This window comes from Stenotrophomonas sp. ZAC14D2_NAIMI4_7, assembly GCF_003086675.1.
Lineage (GTDB): Bacteria > Pseudomonadota > Gammaproteobacteria > Xanthomonadales > Xanthomonadaceae > Stenotrophomonas.
Map to the genome: position 1 here is coordinate 2,980,336 of NZ_CP025995.1, position 16,857 is coordinate 2,997,192.

Consider the following 16,857-nt stretch of genomic DNA (forward strand, 5'->3'; position numbering starts at 1 on the left):
CCTCAATCCATCACGGATTCGTTCTACATGCCCAACTTCCGTCCGCTTGCCGTCGCCCTGGGCATCAGCCTGGCGACCCTGGTCCCGACCCACGATGCATTCGCCGCCAAGAAAAAGGCCGCGCGCGCGCCTGCCGTGAGCGTCCAGTGCAGCGATTTCTACGACGCCACCAACGCCGGCTGGCTGAAGGCCAACCCGGCCCCGCAGACCGGCGCTGCGACCGCGCTGGGCCAGCTGGTCGACCGCAGCCGCCAGCAGCAGCGTGAACTGCTGGACGCCTCGATGAAGGCGCCGCAGGGCAACGTGCAGAAGCTGCTGGGCGACTTCTGGGCCAGCGGCCTGGACGAAGCCGCCGTGGAAGCGGACGGCTCGAACCCGATCGCCCCGCTGCTGACCCGCATCAATGCCATCAAAAAGGCCAAGGATGTACCGGCGTCGATTGCCGCGCTGCACCAGGTCGGTATCCCGGTGGCCTTCAACTTCGGCCCGGACGTGGACCTGAAGGCGCTGGACCGCCACATCGGCTACTTCATGCAGGGCGGCATGGGCCTGCCTGATCCGGCCTTCTACACCCGCTCCGATGCCGACACCGTCGCCCTGATGGGCCGCTACCGCAACTACGTGAAGCAGATCCTGGCGCTGACCGGCACCCCGGCCGCCAAGCTGGATGCCGAAGCGCAGTCGGTCATCGCGCTGGAAACCGAACTGGCGCGCAACGCGCAGTCGCTGGCCGGCATCAACAATCCGTTCAACAACTACGCGCCGATCTCCACCAAGGACCTGAACAGCCGCTACCGCAACCTGCAGCTGGATGCCTTCCTGAAGGCGCAGGGCGTGAACGACGACCTGGTCTCGCTGGCCGACCCGCAGCTGTTCAAGCAGCTCGACGGCATGGTCACCAAGCTCAAGCCGGACCAGTGGAAGGCCTACCTGCGCTGGCGCGTGGGTGATTCGATGGCGCCGTACCTGTCCAAGGCCTACCGCGATGCGGAATTCGAATTCCGCGGCCGCGTGCTGCGCGGTGAAACCCTGCCGCCGCAGCGCTGGGAAAGCGTGCTGGACGCCATCAACGTGGCCGCCGGCCCGATGGTCGGCCGCGAATATGCCGCGCGTTACCTGTCGGCTGAAGACCGCCGCCAGGCGGCGTGGATCGTCGACAAGGTGCGTGAAGTGCAGATCGACGCGGTGAAGAACAGCACCTGGATGAGCGCCGAGGCCAAGACCGAAGCGCAGGCCAAGCTGGCCGCGCTGAAGATCGAGATCGGCACTCCGCTGCGCGACCTGGACTACAGCGTGCAGCCGATGGGCCGTGGCTCGTTCGGCGGCAACATGCTGATCGCCTCGACCTGGCGCCACCGCGAAGAAATGAAGCGCATCGGCAAGGGCAACGCCGACCGCCGCTGGGACGTGCTGCCGCAGCAGCCGTCGCTGGCCTACGATCTGGCCCAGAACCGCCTGATCGTCACCGCCGCCATCCTGCAGGGCCCGGTGTTCAACGCCAAGGCCGACGCCGCCGACAAGTTCGGCAGCTTCGGCGGTCTGGTCGGGCACGAACTGAACCGCGCCATCGATGCCAAGGGCGCTCTGGTGGATGCCAAGGGCGAACTGCGCAGCTGGTGGACGCCGGCCGACAAGACCGCCTGGACCCTGCTGGGCAACCGCGTGGCCGCGCAGTACGGCGCCTACGAATTCCCCGGCGTGAAGGGTGCCAAGGTGAACGGCACGCTGACCCAGGAAGAGAACCTGGCCGACATCGCCGGCCTGGAGCTGGCCTGGGCGGCCTACACCGCGCAGGAACCGAAGGCCAAGCCGGCCCAGCAGCAGGGCTTCTTCCGCGCCTGGGCTGCGCTGTGGCCGCAGCAGCTTTCGCCGAACGAAGCCGCGCGCCGCCTGACCGCCGACATTCGTGCACCGGGCCGCTGGCGCACCAACGGTCCGCTGTCGAACCTGCCGGCCTTCGGCGCGACCTTCAGCTGCAAGGCCGGCCAGCCGATGCAGCGCACCGACGCCGAGCAGATCAAGGTCTGGCGCTGAATGCAGCGGTGATGCAGTAAAGGAAAAGGCGCCTTCGGGCGCCTTTTTCGCATGTTCCAAAGGTGGATCCACGCCACGCGAGGATGCCCGTCAACCGGGCTGCAGCGTCCCCCGGTAGTGCACGATGCGCCCGACCAGCGGCGCACCGATCTCCACGTCGAAGACGAACCGTCCGTCTTCTTCGTACTCGAAACTCTGGTCACCCGGCAGCAGCGCGCGCGGCAGCGGGATCCCCAGCAGAGACCAGCGACGCGGCACCAGCTGCAGCCGCCCCCCCTCGACCACCACGGCCAGCGCAACCGACACGGCGCCGAAGCGCTCGACCAGCAGTTCCTCGTCGCGGCCGCGGCCTTCGGTCTGCAGCGAGGAGAATCGACGGCTGGCAAAGGTGCGCGTCCAGCGCTCACCACCGGCTTCGGGGGCGAACTCGACGCTGACCGGCACCTGCTCGCCCTCAGCAGGAAAGCCAAACAGCGCGCCCAGCAGCCGCGACAGCAGTCCCCTGCCCCGTTGCACCAGCGCCTGCCCCACCCAGCGCTGCGCCGCACCCGGTGCATGCAGCGCCTGCACGGTGGCAGGCAATCGTGCATACGCATCGCCCAGCACGCGCTGGTACAGGCTGGCACCGGGCATGTCGCGGCGGAAACCGGTGTGGATGGTGCGGCCGGCAAACAGCTGGTCGTAGTCGGTCAGTTCCAGCGCGTGCGTTGCCGGGCGCGCGCCCGGTGTCGGCCGCTCACCGGCCAGTTGCTTGCGGATCACCGCTTCGATCGCCATCGACGGAATGTACGGACCGTCGTCGGCTTCGGCCAGCAGGTGCCAACTCTGTTCCACCGGCACCCCATTGCAGGTGCCCTGCGCACGTACGATCATGCCGCCGCGATGTTCGCCGAACTTCATCAGGTTCAGCACGGTGTAGAACAGGCGCGAACACGGCTCCAGCGACGGCAGCTTGAAGCGCCAGCGCGCCCTGGCCAGCAGGTTCAGCACCCGGTGCAGCACTTCCGGCACCGGGCCGGCGCCCATCCAGATATCGGTCATGGTCGGGTGTTCGGGCGGCAGCACCTGCAGGTCGGGCACATCCACCAACGAGAAATGCAGGTTGCGCAGCGGCAGGCGCCCCGGCACCGCGACGGTGAAACGGCGGCTCTCGGCCAGGCCGATGCCGTGGCCATCGCGGCCGTGCCGGCGCAGTTTCACCGGCGAACCGGCGTACCCCACCACCGCGCGCATCACGTTCAGGCCGATGCCTGCGAACGGCGACGGCGCGATACCGCCTTCCACCCGCACAATGTCCATGCGCGTGGCCATCTGCCGCAGCACCGCAGCGGTCAGCACCGGAAAACTGCTGACCCCGGACAGCACGTACACGCCGGCCGCGCGGGCCTGTGCATCGTAGGCGGACACACCGGACACGAAGTCGGCGGCATCGGCGAAATCCAGGTAATCGATGCCGGCAGCGATGCACGCTTCCACCGCGCTGTAGCGGTGTTCGCCGTAGTCCTGGAAGGGCCCGGAGGCGTCGACCACCAGGTCGGGGCACTTGGCCCGCAGTACCGGGGCCAGTTGGCGCCGGTCCACCTGCAGCGGGCGTACCTGCGGCTGCCCCTGATGGGCCGCGCAGAACGCCTGCGCCGCCGCCAGGTTGCGGCCCGCGATCAACAGCTCCAGTTGCGGCAGATCCGCCAGCAACCGCACCAGGCGCCCACCGAACACACCGTACCCACCCAGAACCAGGATCTTCACGCGCCTTCCCTGTCGTGTCGTTGCGCCATGGTAGCGCGCCGCTTGGCGCTCCTGCAGCGCAGCACGATCCGGTGTTAACGGGCGCCGTGCTATCGCTGCGCCACCGTCCACTGCGGAGCCCGACCATGGCCCACAGGAACACCATCTGCGTGTGGTACGACAAGGACGCCCTGGCGGCGGCCACCTTCTATGCGCAGACCTTTGCCGACAGCGCGGTGACCGCTGTGCATGCCGCGCCCAGTGACTACCCCGACGGCCGCGAGGGCGATGTGCTGATGGTGGAATTCACCGTATACGGCATTCCCTGCGTGGGCCTCAATGGCGGCCCGGCGTTCAAGCACAGCGAAGCGTTTTCCTTCCAGATCCAGACCGAGGACCAGGCCGAAACCGACCGGCTGTGGAACGCCATCGTCGGCAACGGCGGCCAGGAAAGCGAATGTGGCTGGTGCAAGGACCGCTGGGGCGTGTCCTGGCAGATAAGCCCGCGGGTGTTGATGGACGCGGTGACCAGCAGCGACAAGGCGCTGGCGCGACGCGCGTTCAATGCCATGATGCCGATGAAGAAGATCGACATCGCCACCATCGAAGCGGCCATCGCGCAGGCATGAACCACTGGGACGCGATCATCGTCGGCGGCGGCCACAATGGCTTGGTGTGCGCCGCCTATCTGGCCCGCGCCGGGCACAAGGTGCTGGTGCTGGAACGACGCTCGGCGCTGGGCGGGGCCGCCGTCACCGAAGAGTTCCACCCGGGTTTCCGCAACTCGGTGGCCTCGTACACGGTATCGCTGCTGCAGCCGAAGGTGATCGACGACCTGCAGCTGCACCGGCACGGGCTGCGCATCGTTGCGCGGCCGGTGAACAACTTCCTGCCGCTGGCCGATGGCCGCTATCTGCTGGCAGCACCGGGGCGCACCCAGGCCGAGGTGGCGAAGTTTTCCGCGCGCGATGCGCAGGCCCTGCCCGCCTATGAAGCCCGCCTGGAAATCTTCGCCGACGTGCTGCGCGCCTGGGCGCTGCGCGCGCCGCCCGACCTGGGCGTGGACGCCGGCTGGCGTGCGCTGCCGGCGCTGTGGCAGATGGGCCGGCTGGGCCGCGAGCTGGCGGCGCTGGACCCGGCGCTGCGGCAGGAACTGCTGGACCTGTTCACCCTGTCGGCCGCCGAGTACCTGGACCGCTGGTTCGAGAGCGAACCGATCAAGGCGCTGTTCGGCTTCGACGGCATCGTCGGTAATTACGCCAGCCCCTACACGCCGGGCAGCGCCTACGTGCTGCTGCACCATGTGTTCGGCCAGTGCAACGGGGTGAAGGGTGCCTGGGGCCATGCGATCGGTGGCATGGGCGCGATCAGCCAGGCCATTGCCGCGGCCGCACGCGGTGCCGGCGCCGAACTGCGGGTCGATGCCGGCGTGCGCCAGTTGCAGGTCGAGCACGGGCGCGTGGTCGGCGTGGTGCTGGCCGACGGCAGCAGCGAGCGCGCCCACGCGGTGGTGGCCAACGTCAACCCGAAACTGCTGTACGAACAGTTGCTGGAGCCGCAGCAGGTACCGGCACCCACCCGCGAACGCATGGCGCAGTGGCGCTGCGGTTCGGGCACCTTCCGCATGAACGTGGCGCTGTCTGCGCTGCCCGATTTCCGAGCCCTGCCCGGCCCCGGCCCACACCTGAGCGCGGGCATCATCCTGGCCCCCAGCCTGGACCACATGGATCGCGCGTGGCTGGATGCGCGCCGCGACGGCTGGTCGCGCGAGCCGATCGTGGAGATGCTGATTCCCAGCACCCTGGATGATTCGCTGGCACCAACGGGGCAGCATGTGGCCAGCCTGTTCTGCCAGCACGTGGCGCCGGTGCTGCCGGACGGCATGCACTGGGATGACCACCGTGACACCGTGGCCGACCTGATGATCGCCACCGTCGATCGCCATGCACCGGGATTCGCGGCAAGCGTGCTGGGCCGGCAGGTGCTGTCGCCGCTGGATCTGGAGCGCACGTTCGGGCTGATCGGCGGCGACATCTTCCATGGCGCGCTCAGTGCCAACCAGTTGTTTTCAGCGCGCCCGATGGTGGGCCAGGCCGGGTATCGCGGAGCGCTGCCAGGTTTGTATCTATGTGGGTCGGGCACCCATCCCGGTGGCGGCGTCACGGGTGCACCGGGGCACAATGCCGCGCAGGTGGTGTTGCAGGATGGGTAGGGCCGGCCTGTTTGTGAATGTGGTGTTCGACCGACGATTGCATGGATCGTCGGAAGACCAAAGACGCCTAGCAGAATTCGTAAATGGTTCTGTCTCGCGGGGTTAGATCCAGCGAGCGGCAGAAGGCCAACCCCGACAAGCCGCTCTTCATCAATTGCTCTTTAATGCGGTTGCTTACGACGATGGAAGAAGGCTGTTCACGACACCCGACAACATCGAAACCGTCGGGCGACTCTTCCTTGATCACTGTGTACAGGAACATATAGGTCGGGTTAACAGGGTCAAAATTCGTAAGTTCGTACTCGCTCGCCGCCATATCGCAGCAATTGGAGCGATTTGGAATATTGATTGCGCTGTAGCCATCTACGACATCGCCACCGCAGATGACCGTGACGTCGAAAAACTCGACATCAGAAGGCGCCAAGGCTTCCAAGGCTGTCCTAAGGTCTCTGCTGACCAGGTCAGGTCCAGTGCTTGAGACAATATGGTGCTTCCTTAGGCGCTTCAGAGCCGCCCGACTCCTAACTTGATATAGAAGCGTAGGCTTAAGCCCTTCAAGTCGAATGCCCGCCCTGAACAGGAGGTGGTCCTCCGACTGTTCATGAGCGTAATTCAACAGCCCGAACGAATTTTCGGTGGTTGTCAGCAGGTAGCCCATGCCAAATCTCTACTGGATGCAAGAAACATCATTCGAAGCTAAGAGATTCAAAGTCAATCGGCGGATTGCCTGCACAACATCCACGCTCACCTCCATCAAACGGTGATCGGGAACGGCGAATCATCCTCGTCTTGTTCTCATCAGGAAGTGCCAACCAAGGTTGGCACCCACCCGCGTGGGACAAGGTGTGCCGACCGACGGTGGGCACCTACCCGCGTGAAGTGATGCGCGGCGCGCCTCACTTCACGCTGCGCAGGTGGTTCGGGCGCTTGGGCGGGCCGGGCGGGCGGCGCTTGTTGAACGGTGGCTGGCCGCGCCAGTAGCGGATCAGCAGCCAGCCGAACAGCATGCCGCCCAGGTGTGCGAAATGGGCCACGCCCGGCTGCCAGCCGGTCATGCCCAGCACCAGTTCACCCACGCCGAACAGGATCACGAAGGTGCGTGCCTTCATCGGAATGGGCGGGAACAGCAGCATCACCCGCTGGTTCGGGAACAGCATGCCGTAGGCCAGCAGCAGGCCGAACACACCGCCGGATGCGCCCAGCACCGGTGCCGGGTTTTCCAGCAGCGAGCCGACCAGCAACTGGCACAGGCCGGCGCCGACCACGCACACCAGGTAATAGATCAGGAACCGCTTCTCGCCCCAGGTCTGTTCCAGCGGCGCGCCGAACATGAAAACGGCCAGCATGTTGAAGAACAGGTGGCCGAAGCTGCCGTGCAGGAAACCATAGGTCAGCAGCTGCCAGGGCTGGAAGTTGCCGCCCGGCGAGAAGGCGTCGAAGCCCTGCTGCAACGGCTGCAGCATGAACGGGGCAAAGGTCTGCATGCCGAGCAGGAACGGCTGCTGCAGCAGGAACAGGATCGCGTTGGCGATCAGCAGGGCCTTGGTAACGGTAGGCAGTCGCGGGAACATGGGATGACCGGCATGGAACGAACTCCATCATAGCCGGTGCAGGGTGTGGGTTTGACGACGACGCCGCCGTGCCGGTTCAGCCGGCGGCGATGATCAGGCCGGGCCCCACAGCGCCGCGTCCAGGGCGGCGGCCGGGTCGATCGTCGGCATGCGCACGCGGCCGTTGGTGACCACCACGCCTTCGGCACGCAGGCGCTGCACCTGTTCGCGCCAGCCCGCCGAGCCTTCGGCCATGGCGATACGGCCGTCCGAACGCAGCACGCGGTGCCAGGGCAGGCTGGGATCGTCGTTCTGGCCGAGCACGCGTGCGGTCAGGCGGGCACGACCGGGCAGACCGGCACGCATGGCGACCTGGCCGTAGCCCATCACCTGGCCTGGCGGAATGGCATGGATCACCTGCAGGATGCGCGCGCGCGCCTGTTCCGGGGTCAGCGCCGCAGGCGCGTCACCAGCAGCACGCCGAGCAGGACCAGCACGGTGCCGGCGATCTGCGCCGGCCCCATCGGTTCGTCGAGCAGCCATAGGCTCATCACGATGGTGGAAACAGGGCCCAGCATACCCACCTGCGCGGCCAGCGACGAACCCACGCGCTGCACCGCCAGCATGATCGCCAGCACTGGCAGCACCGTGCATACGGTGGCATTGACCAGCGACAACCACTGCACCGGCGCCGGTGCCTGCCACAGCAGCGGCAGTGGGTGGGTTACCGTGAAATGCAGCAGCACCAGCACGCTGGCCACGCAGCTGGCATAGGCGGTCAGCCGTACCGCGCCCACGCGCGCCACCACCTGCCCGCTGCCGAACAGGTACAGCGCATAGCTGAGCGCACTGCCCAGCACCAGCAGGCTGCCGATGATGATCTGCCCGCCCTCGCGCTGCAGGTCATGGCCGAAGGCCAGCAGCACGCCCAGGTAGCTGAGCACCAGCGCGGCGATCTGCCAGCGCCCCGGCCGCTGCCGTGCCAGCAGCACGTTGATCAGCAGCACCAGGGTCGGGTTCAAGTACAGGATCAGCCGTTCCAGGGTCACGCTGATGTACTGCAGCCCCTGGAAATCGAGCAGGCTGGACAGGTAGTAGCCGGTGAAGCCGAGCCACAGCACGCGCGCACGGTCCGCCCAGGACAGCGGTTCGGCGCGGCGTGCGGCCCACAGCGCCATCAGTACGAACAGCGGCAGCGCCATCAGCATGCGCAGGGCCAGCAGCGTGGTCGCATCCACGCCATGGCGCAGGCCCAGCTTGACGATGATTGCCTTGCCCGAAGCCGCAACGGCACCGATCGCGGCCAGGCCGATGCCACCCAGCGCGATGCGCGGGGAGGCAGTAGCGATGCGGGGGGAAGGGTTGGACATCAGGACGACAGCAGGCCGCAGGGCGCGGCCACGGGGTATGTGGGGGACGCGCATTGTCGCATGCGGGGAGCGCCCGCCCGCCTTGTAGCGTCGAGCATGGCTCGACTCTACAAAAACCGCGGGTCAGCGCATCAGCACCACTTCTTCCGACGAGGTGGGATGGATCGCCACGGTGGCGTCGAACTGCGCCTTGGTCGCCCCCATCTTCACCGCCACCGCAAAGCCCTGCAGGATCTCATCGGCGGCCTCACCCAGCAGATGGATGCCGACCACGCGTTCTTCCGGGCCCGCACACACCATCTTGAACAGGCTGCGCTGGGTGCCGTTGGCCAGTGCCTGCAGCATCGGCCGGAACCGGCTGTGGTAGACCGTCACCTGATCAAAGCACTCGCGCGCCTGCTGTTCGCTCAGGCCGACCGCGCCCAGCGGCGGGTGCGAGAACACCACGCTGGGCACCGTTTCGTAATCCATCTTCGATTCCGGCTTGCCGCCGAACAAGCGGTCCATCAGGCGCCGCGATGCGGCCACTGCCACCGGAGTCAGCCCGACCTTGCCGGCAATATCGCCCACCGCGTGCACGCTCGGCACCGCCGTGGTCTGCCATTCATCGACCTGCACCTGGCGGTGCTCACCGATGCCGATGCCCAGCGCTTCCAGGCCCAGATCCGCACTGTTGCCGCGGCGGCCGGTAGCGAAGAACACTGCATCGAACGCGCATTCCAGCGCGCCCTGCGCGCCCACCACGCGCACCTGCTGGCGCTCGCGCTGCAGTGCCTTCAGGTCAAATTCGAAGCAGATGCGCACGCCCTGCTGGCGCAGGTTCTCGGCCAGCTGTTCGGTCAGTTCGTGGTCGAAACGGTCCAACAGGCGCTGCCCGCGCACCAGCAGGCTGACCCGGCTGCCCAGTGCCTGCAGCAGGCCGGCCAGTTCCACGGCAATGTAGCCGCCGCCGACGATGGCGACCTCGGCCGGCGCCGCGCGCAGATCGAAGAAATCATCCGATACCAGGCCCAGCTCGGCGCCGTGCACGTCGGGCCGCTGCGGGTGTGCGCCGGTGGCGATCAGGATGTGCTGGGCGCTGTAGCGCACGCCATCGGCGCAGGCCACGGTGTGCGCATCCAGCAGGTGGCCGCGCGCGGGAATGCGCACCACGCCGGTCTCGTCCAGGCGCGCGTGGTAGCTCTTGTGGATGTTGGTGATGTAGGCCTGGCGGTGGATCACCAGCTCCTTCCAGGACAGCGCCGGGCGTGCCGGCACGTCGAAGCCCATCGCATGGGCCAGGCCGATGCGTTCGGCCAGATCGGCCGCCAGCCACATCGCCTTCTTCGGCACGCAGCCGATATTCACGCAGGTACCGCCCAGCTCGCCCGGTTCCAGCAGCGCCACCCGCTTGCCGTACTGCGCGGCGCGGATCGCACCGGCCAGGCCGGCAGAACCGCCGCCGAGCACGATCAGGTCATAGTCGAAGGGCGCAGTACTCATGGCAATCGCTCGCAGTCAGGGGAAACAACAACATCATCGGGGTACGCCACGCGCACGCGGCCAGCATGCCATGGCAGGCCGGCGGTTCAGCGTGAGCGATACGGCACGTCAGTCGGCCGCGCGGGCCTGGCGCATGGCCGGCCACTGCCGGTAGGTCATCGCCCGCCACAGCCACTCCACCGGCCCGAAGCGGAAACGACGCAGCCACACGTGGCTGACCGCCACCTGCGCCGCGAACAGTGCCAGCGCCAGCAGCAGCTGCCAGGCGCGCGGCACCTGCTCGAACGCCCCCAGCCCATAGGAGTAGAACAGCAGCGTGCACAGCAGTGACTGCAGCAGGTAGTGGCTCAGCGCCATGCGCCCCACCACGGCCAGGCCGCGCAGGGCCATGCGCCAGCGCACGATCCACGCCAGGTAGCCCAGGCACATGGGCACAGCGCCGATCGCCACCAGGGCCATGGCGGCGGTGGTGGGCAGATCGTAGGCGCCCGGCTGCAGATAGGGCTTCCAGTACGTGCCGGCCAGCGTCAGCAGCAGGCCCAGCGGCAGTGCGACCCAGCGCAGCAGCGCGTACAGGCGCGGGAAACGTTCCGGTGCGGCCAGCGCTCCGCTGCTGGTAAACCAGCTGCCGAGCAGGAACATGCCCAGTACCTGCGGCCCGGAAATGATCATGCCGCCCAGCGCCACGCCGAACTCGTGCAGGCGCTGGCCGTTGGCCTGCAGCCAGCTGCCCTGCCCATACACCAGGCGCTGCTGGTCGATGCTCTGCTGGGCGTCGGCCAGCATCTTCTGCAGGTCCTGCGGCATAGCCATCGATACCATGGCCCCGACCAGCAGCATCAGCAGCACCCCGCCCAGATAGACCGTGGCCCCCATCCAGGGCAGCCAGCTGCGCGGCGCTTCACGGCAGGCCAGCAGCGGCAGCGAGGCCAGCGCATACAGCACCAGGATGTCGCCGGACCAGACCAGCAGCGCATGGCACAGCCCGATCAGCAGCAGGCCCGCACTGCGGCGCAGGTAGAACGGGGCGAAGTCACGGCCGGCCGCTTCGGCGCGCTGGGCCATGACCGCGAAGCCGGCACCGAACAGCAGCGAGAACAGGGTGAAGAATTTGCCCTGCACGAACACGTAGACAAAGGCATCGGCCCAGTAGTCGATGCCCTGCCAGTGCGTGTCGATGCCGGTGAAGGCCAGCTCCAGCGGGCCGGCGAAGGCCTCGATGTTCATCAGCAGGATGCCCAGCAGGGCCACCCCGCGCAGCACATCCAGCACGGCGATGCGTTCGCCGGAAGTGACCGGCTGCAAGGTAGGAAGTGCGGCGTTCACGGAACATCCGGTGGGCAGGTCCGTCATTATGCCGCTGCCGGGCGCACTGCGGGCCTGCCCGCATCATGGCCCGGAAACACAACGGCCCGCCGAAGCGGGCCGTTGCTGGCATCACGTTCGCGCAGCGATCAGTGCTGGTGACCGCCGTCGCCGTGCACGTGGCCGTGTTCGATCTCTTCCTTGCCGGCTTCGCGCACTTCGACGATTTCCACGTCGAAATGCAGGTCCTTGCCGGCCATCGGGTGGTTCAGGTCAACGTCGACCACGCTCATGCCGACCTTCTGCACGGTGACCGCGCGCGGGCCGAAGTTGGTCTGCAGCACCACCTGCTGGCCCGGGGCCAGCTTGGCATTGCCGAAATGCTTCTTCGGCACGCGCTGGGACAGCCCTTCGCGGCGTTCGCCGTAGGCGTCTGCAGCGGTGACGTCGACGCTGAAGGTCGCACCGGCTTCCTGGTCCATCATGGCGTTTTCCAGGCCCGGGATGATGTTGCCGTGGCCGATCAGGATCCCCAGCGGCTCGCCGCGGTCCTTGGACGACTCGATCGGCGCCTGGCCGACTTCGGAAACGGTGTAGTGGAAGCGGACAACGCGGTCTTTTTCGATCTTCATGCGCAACTCTGTCTGGATCTGCCGGAGGCAGGCGGGTTGGGGCGGGTTGTCGCCCGGCGGGGACGCCGCCATCATGACGGCCAATCCAAGGTGGCGCATTATCCGGAGATCATGCACATCACGCCAGTTTCGTCCGGCCCGCGCCGGCTCTTCGCGCCCGCCCTGCTGCTGGCCCTGCCCCTGTTGCTGCCCGCCTGCGGTGGCGGCAAGGCCACCCGGCCCGCCCCGCCGCCGCCCTCGGCGCACTGGCCGGCGACCACGCCGGACAACCCCGAGGCCGCCAATTCGGTGCTGATGCGCGCGATCAGCCTGGTCGGCACGCCCTACCGCTATGGCGGCAACACGCCTGATTCGGGCTTCGACTGCAGCGGCCTGGTCACCTATGTGTACCGGGAAATGGTCGACCTGAAGCTGCCGCGCACCTCGCGCGACCTGGCCGCCGTACAGGGCCCGAAGATCGACCCGCAGCGCCTGGCCACCGGCGATCTGGTGTTCTTCGGCAGTCGCGGCAACGTGACCCACGTGGGCATCTACGTCGGCGAAGGCCGCTTCGTGCACGCGCCCAGCACCGGCGGCACGGTGCGCCTGGATTCGCTTAGTGGCGCCTATTGGAAAGACCACTACACAGGAGCGAAACGCGTCCTTCGCTAAACTGAACAGGCGATATATTCAAAAATGTGACGCGCATCACTATGAGAATAACGTTTTTATAACGGAATTTTTAACTTATCGCGGCTTTTACAGGGCATGATGCCCCATCGTTTTTTTTCTGTGACTGACGCGTGACGACTGACGACCTGCAAGGCCAAGGCCAGACCGCCGTTCCTTCACATCGTGTCCGCCCGCTGCTGCTGGGCCTGGCACTCTGCCTCTCCAGCCTTCCGGCCTGGGCGCAGACCGCTCCGAACCGTTCCGACGCACCGGCACCGGCTTCCGTGGAAGCCACCGCCAAGCCGGCCGCCAAGGCCGAACCGGCCGCCCAGCGCAGCCGCGCCGATGCCGCCGCCAGCGCCACCCTGGCCGCCCTGCTGCCGCACCTGGCCGCCAACGACACCATTCCGCTGATGGACCGCTCGGCCATGGTGGCCGGTGACCTCAGCCGCCTGCTTGCCAACTACGACACCAGCAGCGCCGCCAATGGCAGCGTGGTGGTCGGCAGCGAAGCCGACAACGGCAAGGTGCAGTCGCTGCTGCGCCGCGCGATGACCCTGCTGGGCACCCCGTACCGCTGGGGCGGCAGCAATCCGGACAGCGGCTTCGACTGCAGCGGTCTGGTGGGTTACGTGTTCCGTTCGGCACTGGGCATCGAACTGCCGCGCGTCTCGCGCGAAATGGCCCACGACAACAACGCCCAGCTGATCAACGACCGCGCCTCGCTGGCCGCCGGCGATCTGGTGTTCTTCGGCCGCAAGGGCCGGGTCGACCACGTCGGCATCTACGTGGGCGAAGGTCGCTTCCTGCACGCACCGAGCACCGGCAAGGACGTGCGCGTGGACACCCTGCTCAGCGGCTACTGGGGCAACAAGTTCATGCAGGCGCGCCGGGTCGATCTCTGACCGCCGCCCGCCCCGTCACCGCCTGAACGACCAAGCCGCTGCCCTGCAGCGGCTTTTTCGTTGTTGTGCCGCTGGCCGCTGGCCGCCGTCCCGTGCGTTGGTGCTTGATGTCACGGTCCGTTGGGCCGCGGCCGGCCGCCAGCCCGCGGCCAGCGTAACCCGGCGTGGGGCGGCATGCCGGGATACCCAGCCAGACCCCGCCCGCGCTGTCTGCGTGCCGGGGGGAAAGGAATGGCAGCAAGCCTGGAAGTTCCATCACGTTGCGTGATCTGGTTCGGACAGCCGCAGGCATCCGAGCGTGGCGCGCTGGCCGCCGCCGGCTGGCAGCTGCGCTGCGTGGCGCCCGGGCCGGCGATGGCGGTCGGCCTGCGCGGTCGTGACCACCTGGTGGCGGTGATCGACCTGCGCCACCTCGATCTGGACGCGCTGCAGGCACTGCTGCCCTGGGTGCAGCAGCACCAGCACCTGCCCTGGCTGGCGGTGCTGCCGGCGGACGTGCACAGCCCTCCCCCTGCCTGGGCAGACGTGCTGCTGGCCTGCCAGAACCAGTTCACCCTGCCGCTGGAACTGGGCGCGATGGTGTCCACCATGCAGCGCCAGGCCGACGGTGACACGACCGACCCGGCACGCGCCTGCGATGGCGGCGGCCTGCCCGCCCTGATCGGTGACAGCCCGCGCGTGCTGGCGGTACGCGCGGCCCTGCACAAGTTCGCGCCGGTGGATCTGCCGGTCCTGGTCACCGGCGAAACCGGCACCGGCAAGGAATTGGCGGCGCAGGCCCTGCATGCGCTCTCTGGCCGGGCCGGCAAACCGTTCCTGGCGGTGAACTGCGGCGCCATTCCCGCCAACCTGGTGCAGTCGGAGCTGTTCGGCCATGAGCGCGGCGCGTTCACCGGCGCCGCCCAGCGCCGCATCGGCCTGTTCGAATCGGCCCATGGCGGCACCGTGTTCCTGGACGAGGTGGGCGACCTGCCCGGCGATGCGCAGACCAGCCTGCTGCGCGTGCTGCAGGAAGGCACGCTCGAACGCGTGGGCAGCAACCAGCCGCTGCGGGTGGATGTACGCGTGCTGGCCGCCACCCATGTGGAACTGGAACAGGCGGTGGCCCAGGGCCGCTTCCGGCGCGACCTGTATTACCGCCTGAACGTGCTGCGTCTGCCGATGCCCCCATTGCGCGAGCGTGGCAGCGATGTGCTGCTGCTGGCCGATCATTTCCTGCGCGGCTTCCGCCAGCGCCATCCCGGCCGCGCGCGGGGTTTCGACACCGCTGCCCGACAAGCGATGCGTGGTTTCGGCTGGCCCGGCAATGTGCGCGAACTGCTGAACCGCGTGCAGCGCGCGGCGATCGTGGCCGAAGGCGAACTGATCACCGCCGCCGACCTCGAACTTGCCGACGACGCACTGCCCGAACCCCGCGCACTGCTGCAGGATGCCCGTGGCCAGGTGGAACGCGATCTGCTGCTGCAGGCATTGCGCCAGCACGGCTACAACGTATCCGCCTGCGCCCGGCACATGCAGGTATCACGCGTGACCGTCTACCGGCTGTGCCGCAAGCACCGCCTGGAACTGCCCCCGGAGCGCTGATCCACAAGCAAAGAAAGTGCCACCCCTCCGCGGTCGCGGATACGAAACGCCGGGCATGGCCCGGCGCTACCCGTGCATGACATCGGCGCTGCGCTACAACATGTACGGTACCTTGAACGCCAGGGTGAAGTCCGGCGCGTCGGGGGTCAGGCCGATACCCAGCAGGGTGACCAGCGTGGTGTTCTGGTTCAGCGCATAGGTCACGCCCAGATTCAGCGAGGCGGCATTGGCATCACTGCCGATCACCTTCACCCATTGCCCGCCCTTGAACCGCGTCGAGGCGCGCGCAGTGATCTTGTCACTGAAGGAAATGCTCAGGCTGGTGCGCTCGTTGAAGGCAAACGCCACGCCTGCGCCGAAGTACACCGATCCGCCCAGCTTCACATCACCCGGGTTGGTGGTGTCCGGGTTGCTGTCGATATCGCTGAAACCACGCGGGAACGAATGGATGTAACCGGCGTTGGCGAACAGGATCGCCGGGTCGGCGGTCTTGACCATCGACACACCCAGGTTGGCCTGCCACACGCCATTGCCGGTGGGCTGTTCGCGCGGCACCGCAAAGCGGATGTAGTCATCGTCGTCGCGCTCGATCACCTTCCAGTCCAGACCGTAGGGCGCGCGCCCGGTCGGCGCGGTCACTCCGCCGGTCAGCACGGTTTCCGGCCGCCAGCCACGTTCGCCGAACAGCCGGTAATTGGCACTCACGCTCACATCGCCCAGGCCATTGCCGTTGGTTTCTTCCTGCGCGATCGCGGCAGCGGCACCGCCGGCACCGCCCTTCTGGTACACCGTGCGCCGTGCCAGGTAGGGCACGTCGGCGTTCAGGGTCAGGTTCGGGCTGACGCCCCAGCGCGCGGCCAGGTTGTAGGTGAGCGAATCGGATTCGACGTTCTCGATGGCGATGTTGCCCAGGAAGATCGCATCCAGCGCCAGGAAGCCATTGAGGGTCAGCTGCTTGCGGTCGTAGCGGGCATAGGTGAGGCTGTTTTCCAGGGTAAACCTGCGCGAGAACAGCGCCGCCTGCTGCTGCTTCACGTCGTCCACGCTGCGTCGCGCTTCCTGCTTGGCCTGTTGCGCCTCGGCGGCGGTGCTGGCATAGCCCTCGCTGCTGGGCGGTACTGCGGCCGCGGCCGCCGGGGCCAGTGGCGCCGCCGGTGTGGATGCCGCGCCGGCACGACCGTTCAGGCGGGCCTGCATGGCCTGCACCTGCATGTCCAGTTCGCGCAGGCGCCGTACCTCCTGGGCGTAGTTGGCTTTCAGTTGTTCCAGTTGACCGATCAGTGCCTGCACGTCGGCCGTATCGTTGGCAGCCGGCTGCTGGGCGAAGGCGTTGGCCGCCAGCGCCGCCAGCGCCAGCGGGGTAAGCCGCAAATAGGTATGCATGTCAGTGACCTGCGTTGAACGTTC

Annotated in this window: 15 protein-coding genes; 6 read left to right on the top strand and 9 right to left on the bottom strand. The window is 67.5% G+C overall.

Features of this window, described 5'->3' with window-relative positions; genetic code table 11:
* Positions 1-27 precede the first annotated feature (27 nt).
* Positions 28-2,034, top strand: a complete 2,007-nt coding sequence (locus C1922_RS13735; RefSeq protein ID WP_108750261.1) for a M13 family metallopeptidase — start codon at positions 28-30, stop codon at positions 2,032-2,034.
* 90 nt (positions 2,035-2,124) lie between these two features.
* Here C1922_RS13735 and C1922_RS13740 read toward each other — a convergent pair whose 3' ends face one another.
* Positions 2,125-3,780 carry an SDR family oxidoreductase gene (locus C1922_RS13740; protein WP_108750262.1) on the bottom strand — a complete coding sequence of 552 codons (1,656 nt, stop codon included), beginning with the start codon at positions 3,778-3,780 and terminating at the stop codon, positions 2,125-2,127.
* 125 nt (positions 3,781-3,905) lie between these two features.
* Between C1922_RS13740 and C1922_RS13745 the strand changes: the two genes are divergently transcribed.
* Together C1922_RS13745 and C1922_RS13750 are read left to right on the top strand one after the other, a co-directional pair.
* A complete protein-coding gene (locus C1922_RS13745) occupies positions 3,906-4,388 on the top strand; it encodes a VOC family protein (protein ID WP_108750263.1) in 483 nt (160 codons plus the stop codon).
* Positions 4,385-5,971 (top strand): NAD(P)/FAD-dependent oxidoreductase, encoded by a 1,587-nt coding sequence (locus tag C1922_RS13750; RefSeq protein ID WP_108750264.1) that lies wholly within the window; start codon positions 4,385-4,387, stop codon positions 5,969-5,971. Before C1922_RS13745 ends, C1922_RS13750 begins: the two co-directional genes overlap by 4 nt.
* Positions 5,972-6,038: 67 nt before the next feature.
* Here the strand turns inward: C1922_RS13750 and C1922_RS13755 are convergent, their stop codons facing one another.
* From C1922_RS13755 to C1922_RS13785, 7 genes are all read right to left on the bottom strand, one after another.
* A complete protein-coding gene (locus C1922_RS13755; protein WP_108750265.1) occupies positions 6,039-6,629 on the bottom strand; it encodes a DUF1629 domain-containing protein in 591 nt (196 codons plus the stop codon).
* Between the two features lie 238 nt (positions 6,630-6,867).
* Positions 6,868-7,542 carry a rhomboid family intramembrane serine protease gene (locus C1922_RS13760; protein WP_108750266.1) on the bottom strand — a complete coding sequence of 225 codons (675 nt, stop codon included), beginning with the start codon at positions 7,540-7,542 and terminating at the stop codon, positions 6,868-6,870.
* Between the two features lie 93 nt (positions 7,543-7,635).
* Positions 7,636-8,064: an MGMT family protein gene (locus C1922_RS13765; RefSeq protein WP_234413319.1), complete on the bottom strand. Its 429-nt coding sequence runs from the start codon at positions 8,062-8,064 to the stop codon at positions 7,636-7,638.
* On the bottom strand, positions 7,971-8,891 hold the full coding sequence (locus C1922_RS13770; protein WP_108750267.1) for a DMT family transporter: 921 nt from the start codon (positions 8,889-8,891) through the stop codon (positions 7,971-7,973). The genes C1922_RS13765 and C1922_RS13770 overlap by 94 nt, the downstream gene beginning before the upstream one ends.
* Positions 8,892-9,014: 123 nt before the next feature.
* Positions 9,015-10,373 (bottom strand): glutathione-disulfide reductase, encoded by a 1,359-nt coding sequence (gene gorA / locus C1922_RS13775; RefSeq protein WP_108750268.1) that lies wholly within the window; start codon positions 10,371-10,373, stop codon positions 9,015-9,017.
* A 108-nt stretch (positions 10,374-10,481) separates the two neighbouring features.
* Entirely contained in the window at positions 10,482-11,726 is a 1,245-nt protein-coding gene (locus C1922_RS13780) for a DUF418 domain-containing protein (RefSeq protein WP_108750269.1), read from the bottom strand.
* Between the two features lie 101 nt (positions 11,727-11,827).
* Entirely contained in the window at positions 11,828-12,310 is a 483-nt protein-coding gene (locus C1922_RS13785; RefSeq protein ID WP_108750270.1) for a peptidylprolyl isomerase, read from the bottom strand.
* A 111-nt stretch (positions 12,311-12,421) separates the two neighbouring features.
* On the opposite strand from C1922_RS13785, the gene C1922_RS13790 reads away from it, so the two are divergent.
* The 3 genes from C1922_RS13790 to C1922_RS13800 all read left to right on the top strand — a co-directional run bounded on the left by C1922_RS13790 (position 12,422) and on the right by C1922_RS13800 (position 15,450).
* Positions 12,422-12,961, top strand: a complete 540-nt coding sequence (locus C1922_RS13790) for a C40 family peptidase (protein ID WP_108751603.1) — start codon at positions 12,422-12,424, stop codon at positions 12,959-12,961.
* A gap of 200 nt (positions 12,962-13,161) precedes the next feature.
* A complete protein-coding gene (locus C1922_RS13795; protein ID WP_233614814.1) occupies positions 13,162-13,866 on the top strand; it encodes a C40 family peptidase in 705 nt (234 codons plus the stop codon).
* 231 nt (positions 13,867-14,097) lie between these two features.
* Entirely contained in the window at positions 14,098-15,450 is a 1,353-nt protein-coding gene (locus C1922_RS13800; protein ID WP_108750272.1) for a sigma 54-interacting transcriptional regulator, read from the top strand.
* A gap of 93 nt (positions 15,451-15,543) precedes the next feature.
* Here C1922_RS13800 and C1922_RS13805 read toward each other — a convergent pair whose 3' ends face one another.
* Entirely contained in the window at positions 15,544-16,833 is a 1,290-nt protein-coding gene (locus C1922_RS13805) for a transporter (protein ID WP_108750273.1), read from the bottom strand.
* Positions 16,834-16,857 lie beyond the last annotated feature (24 nt).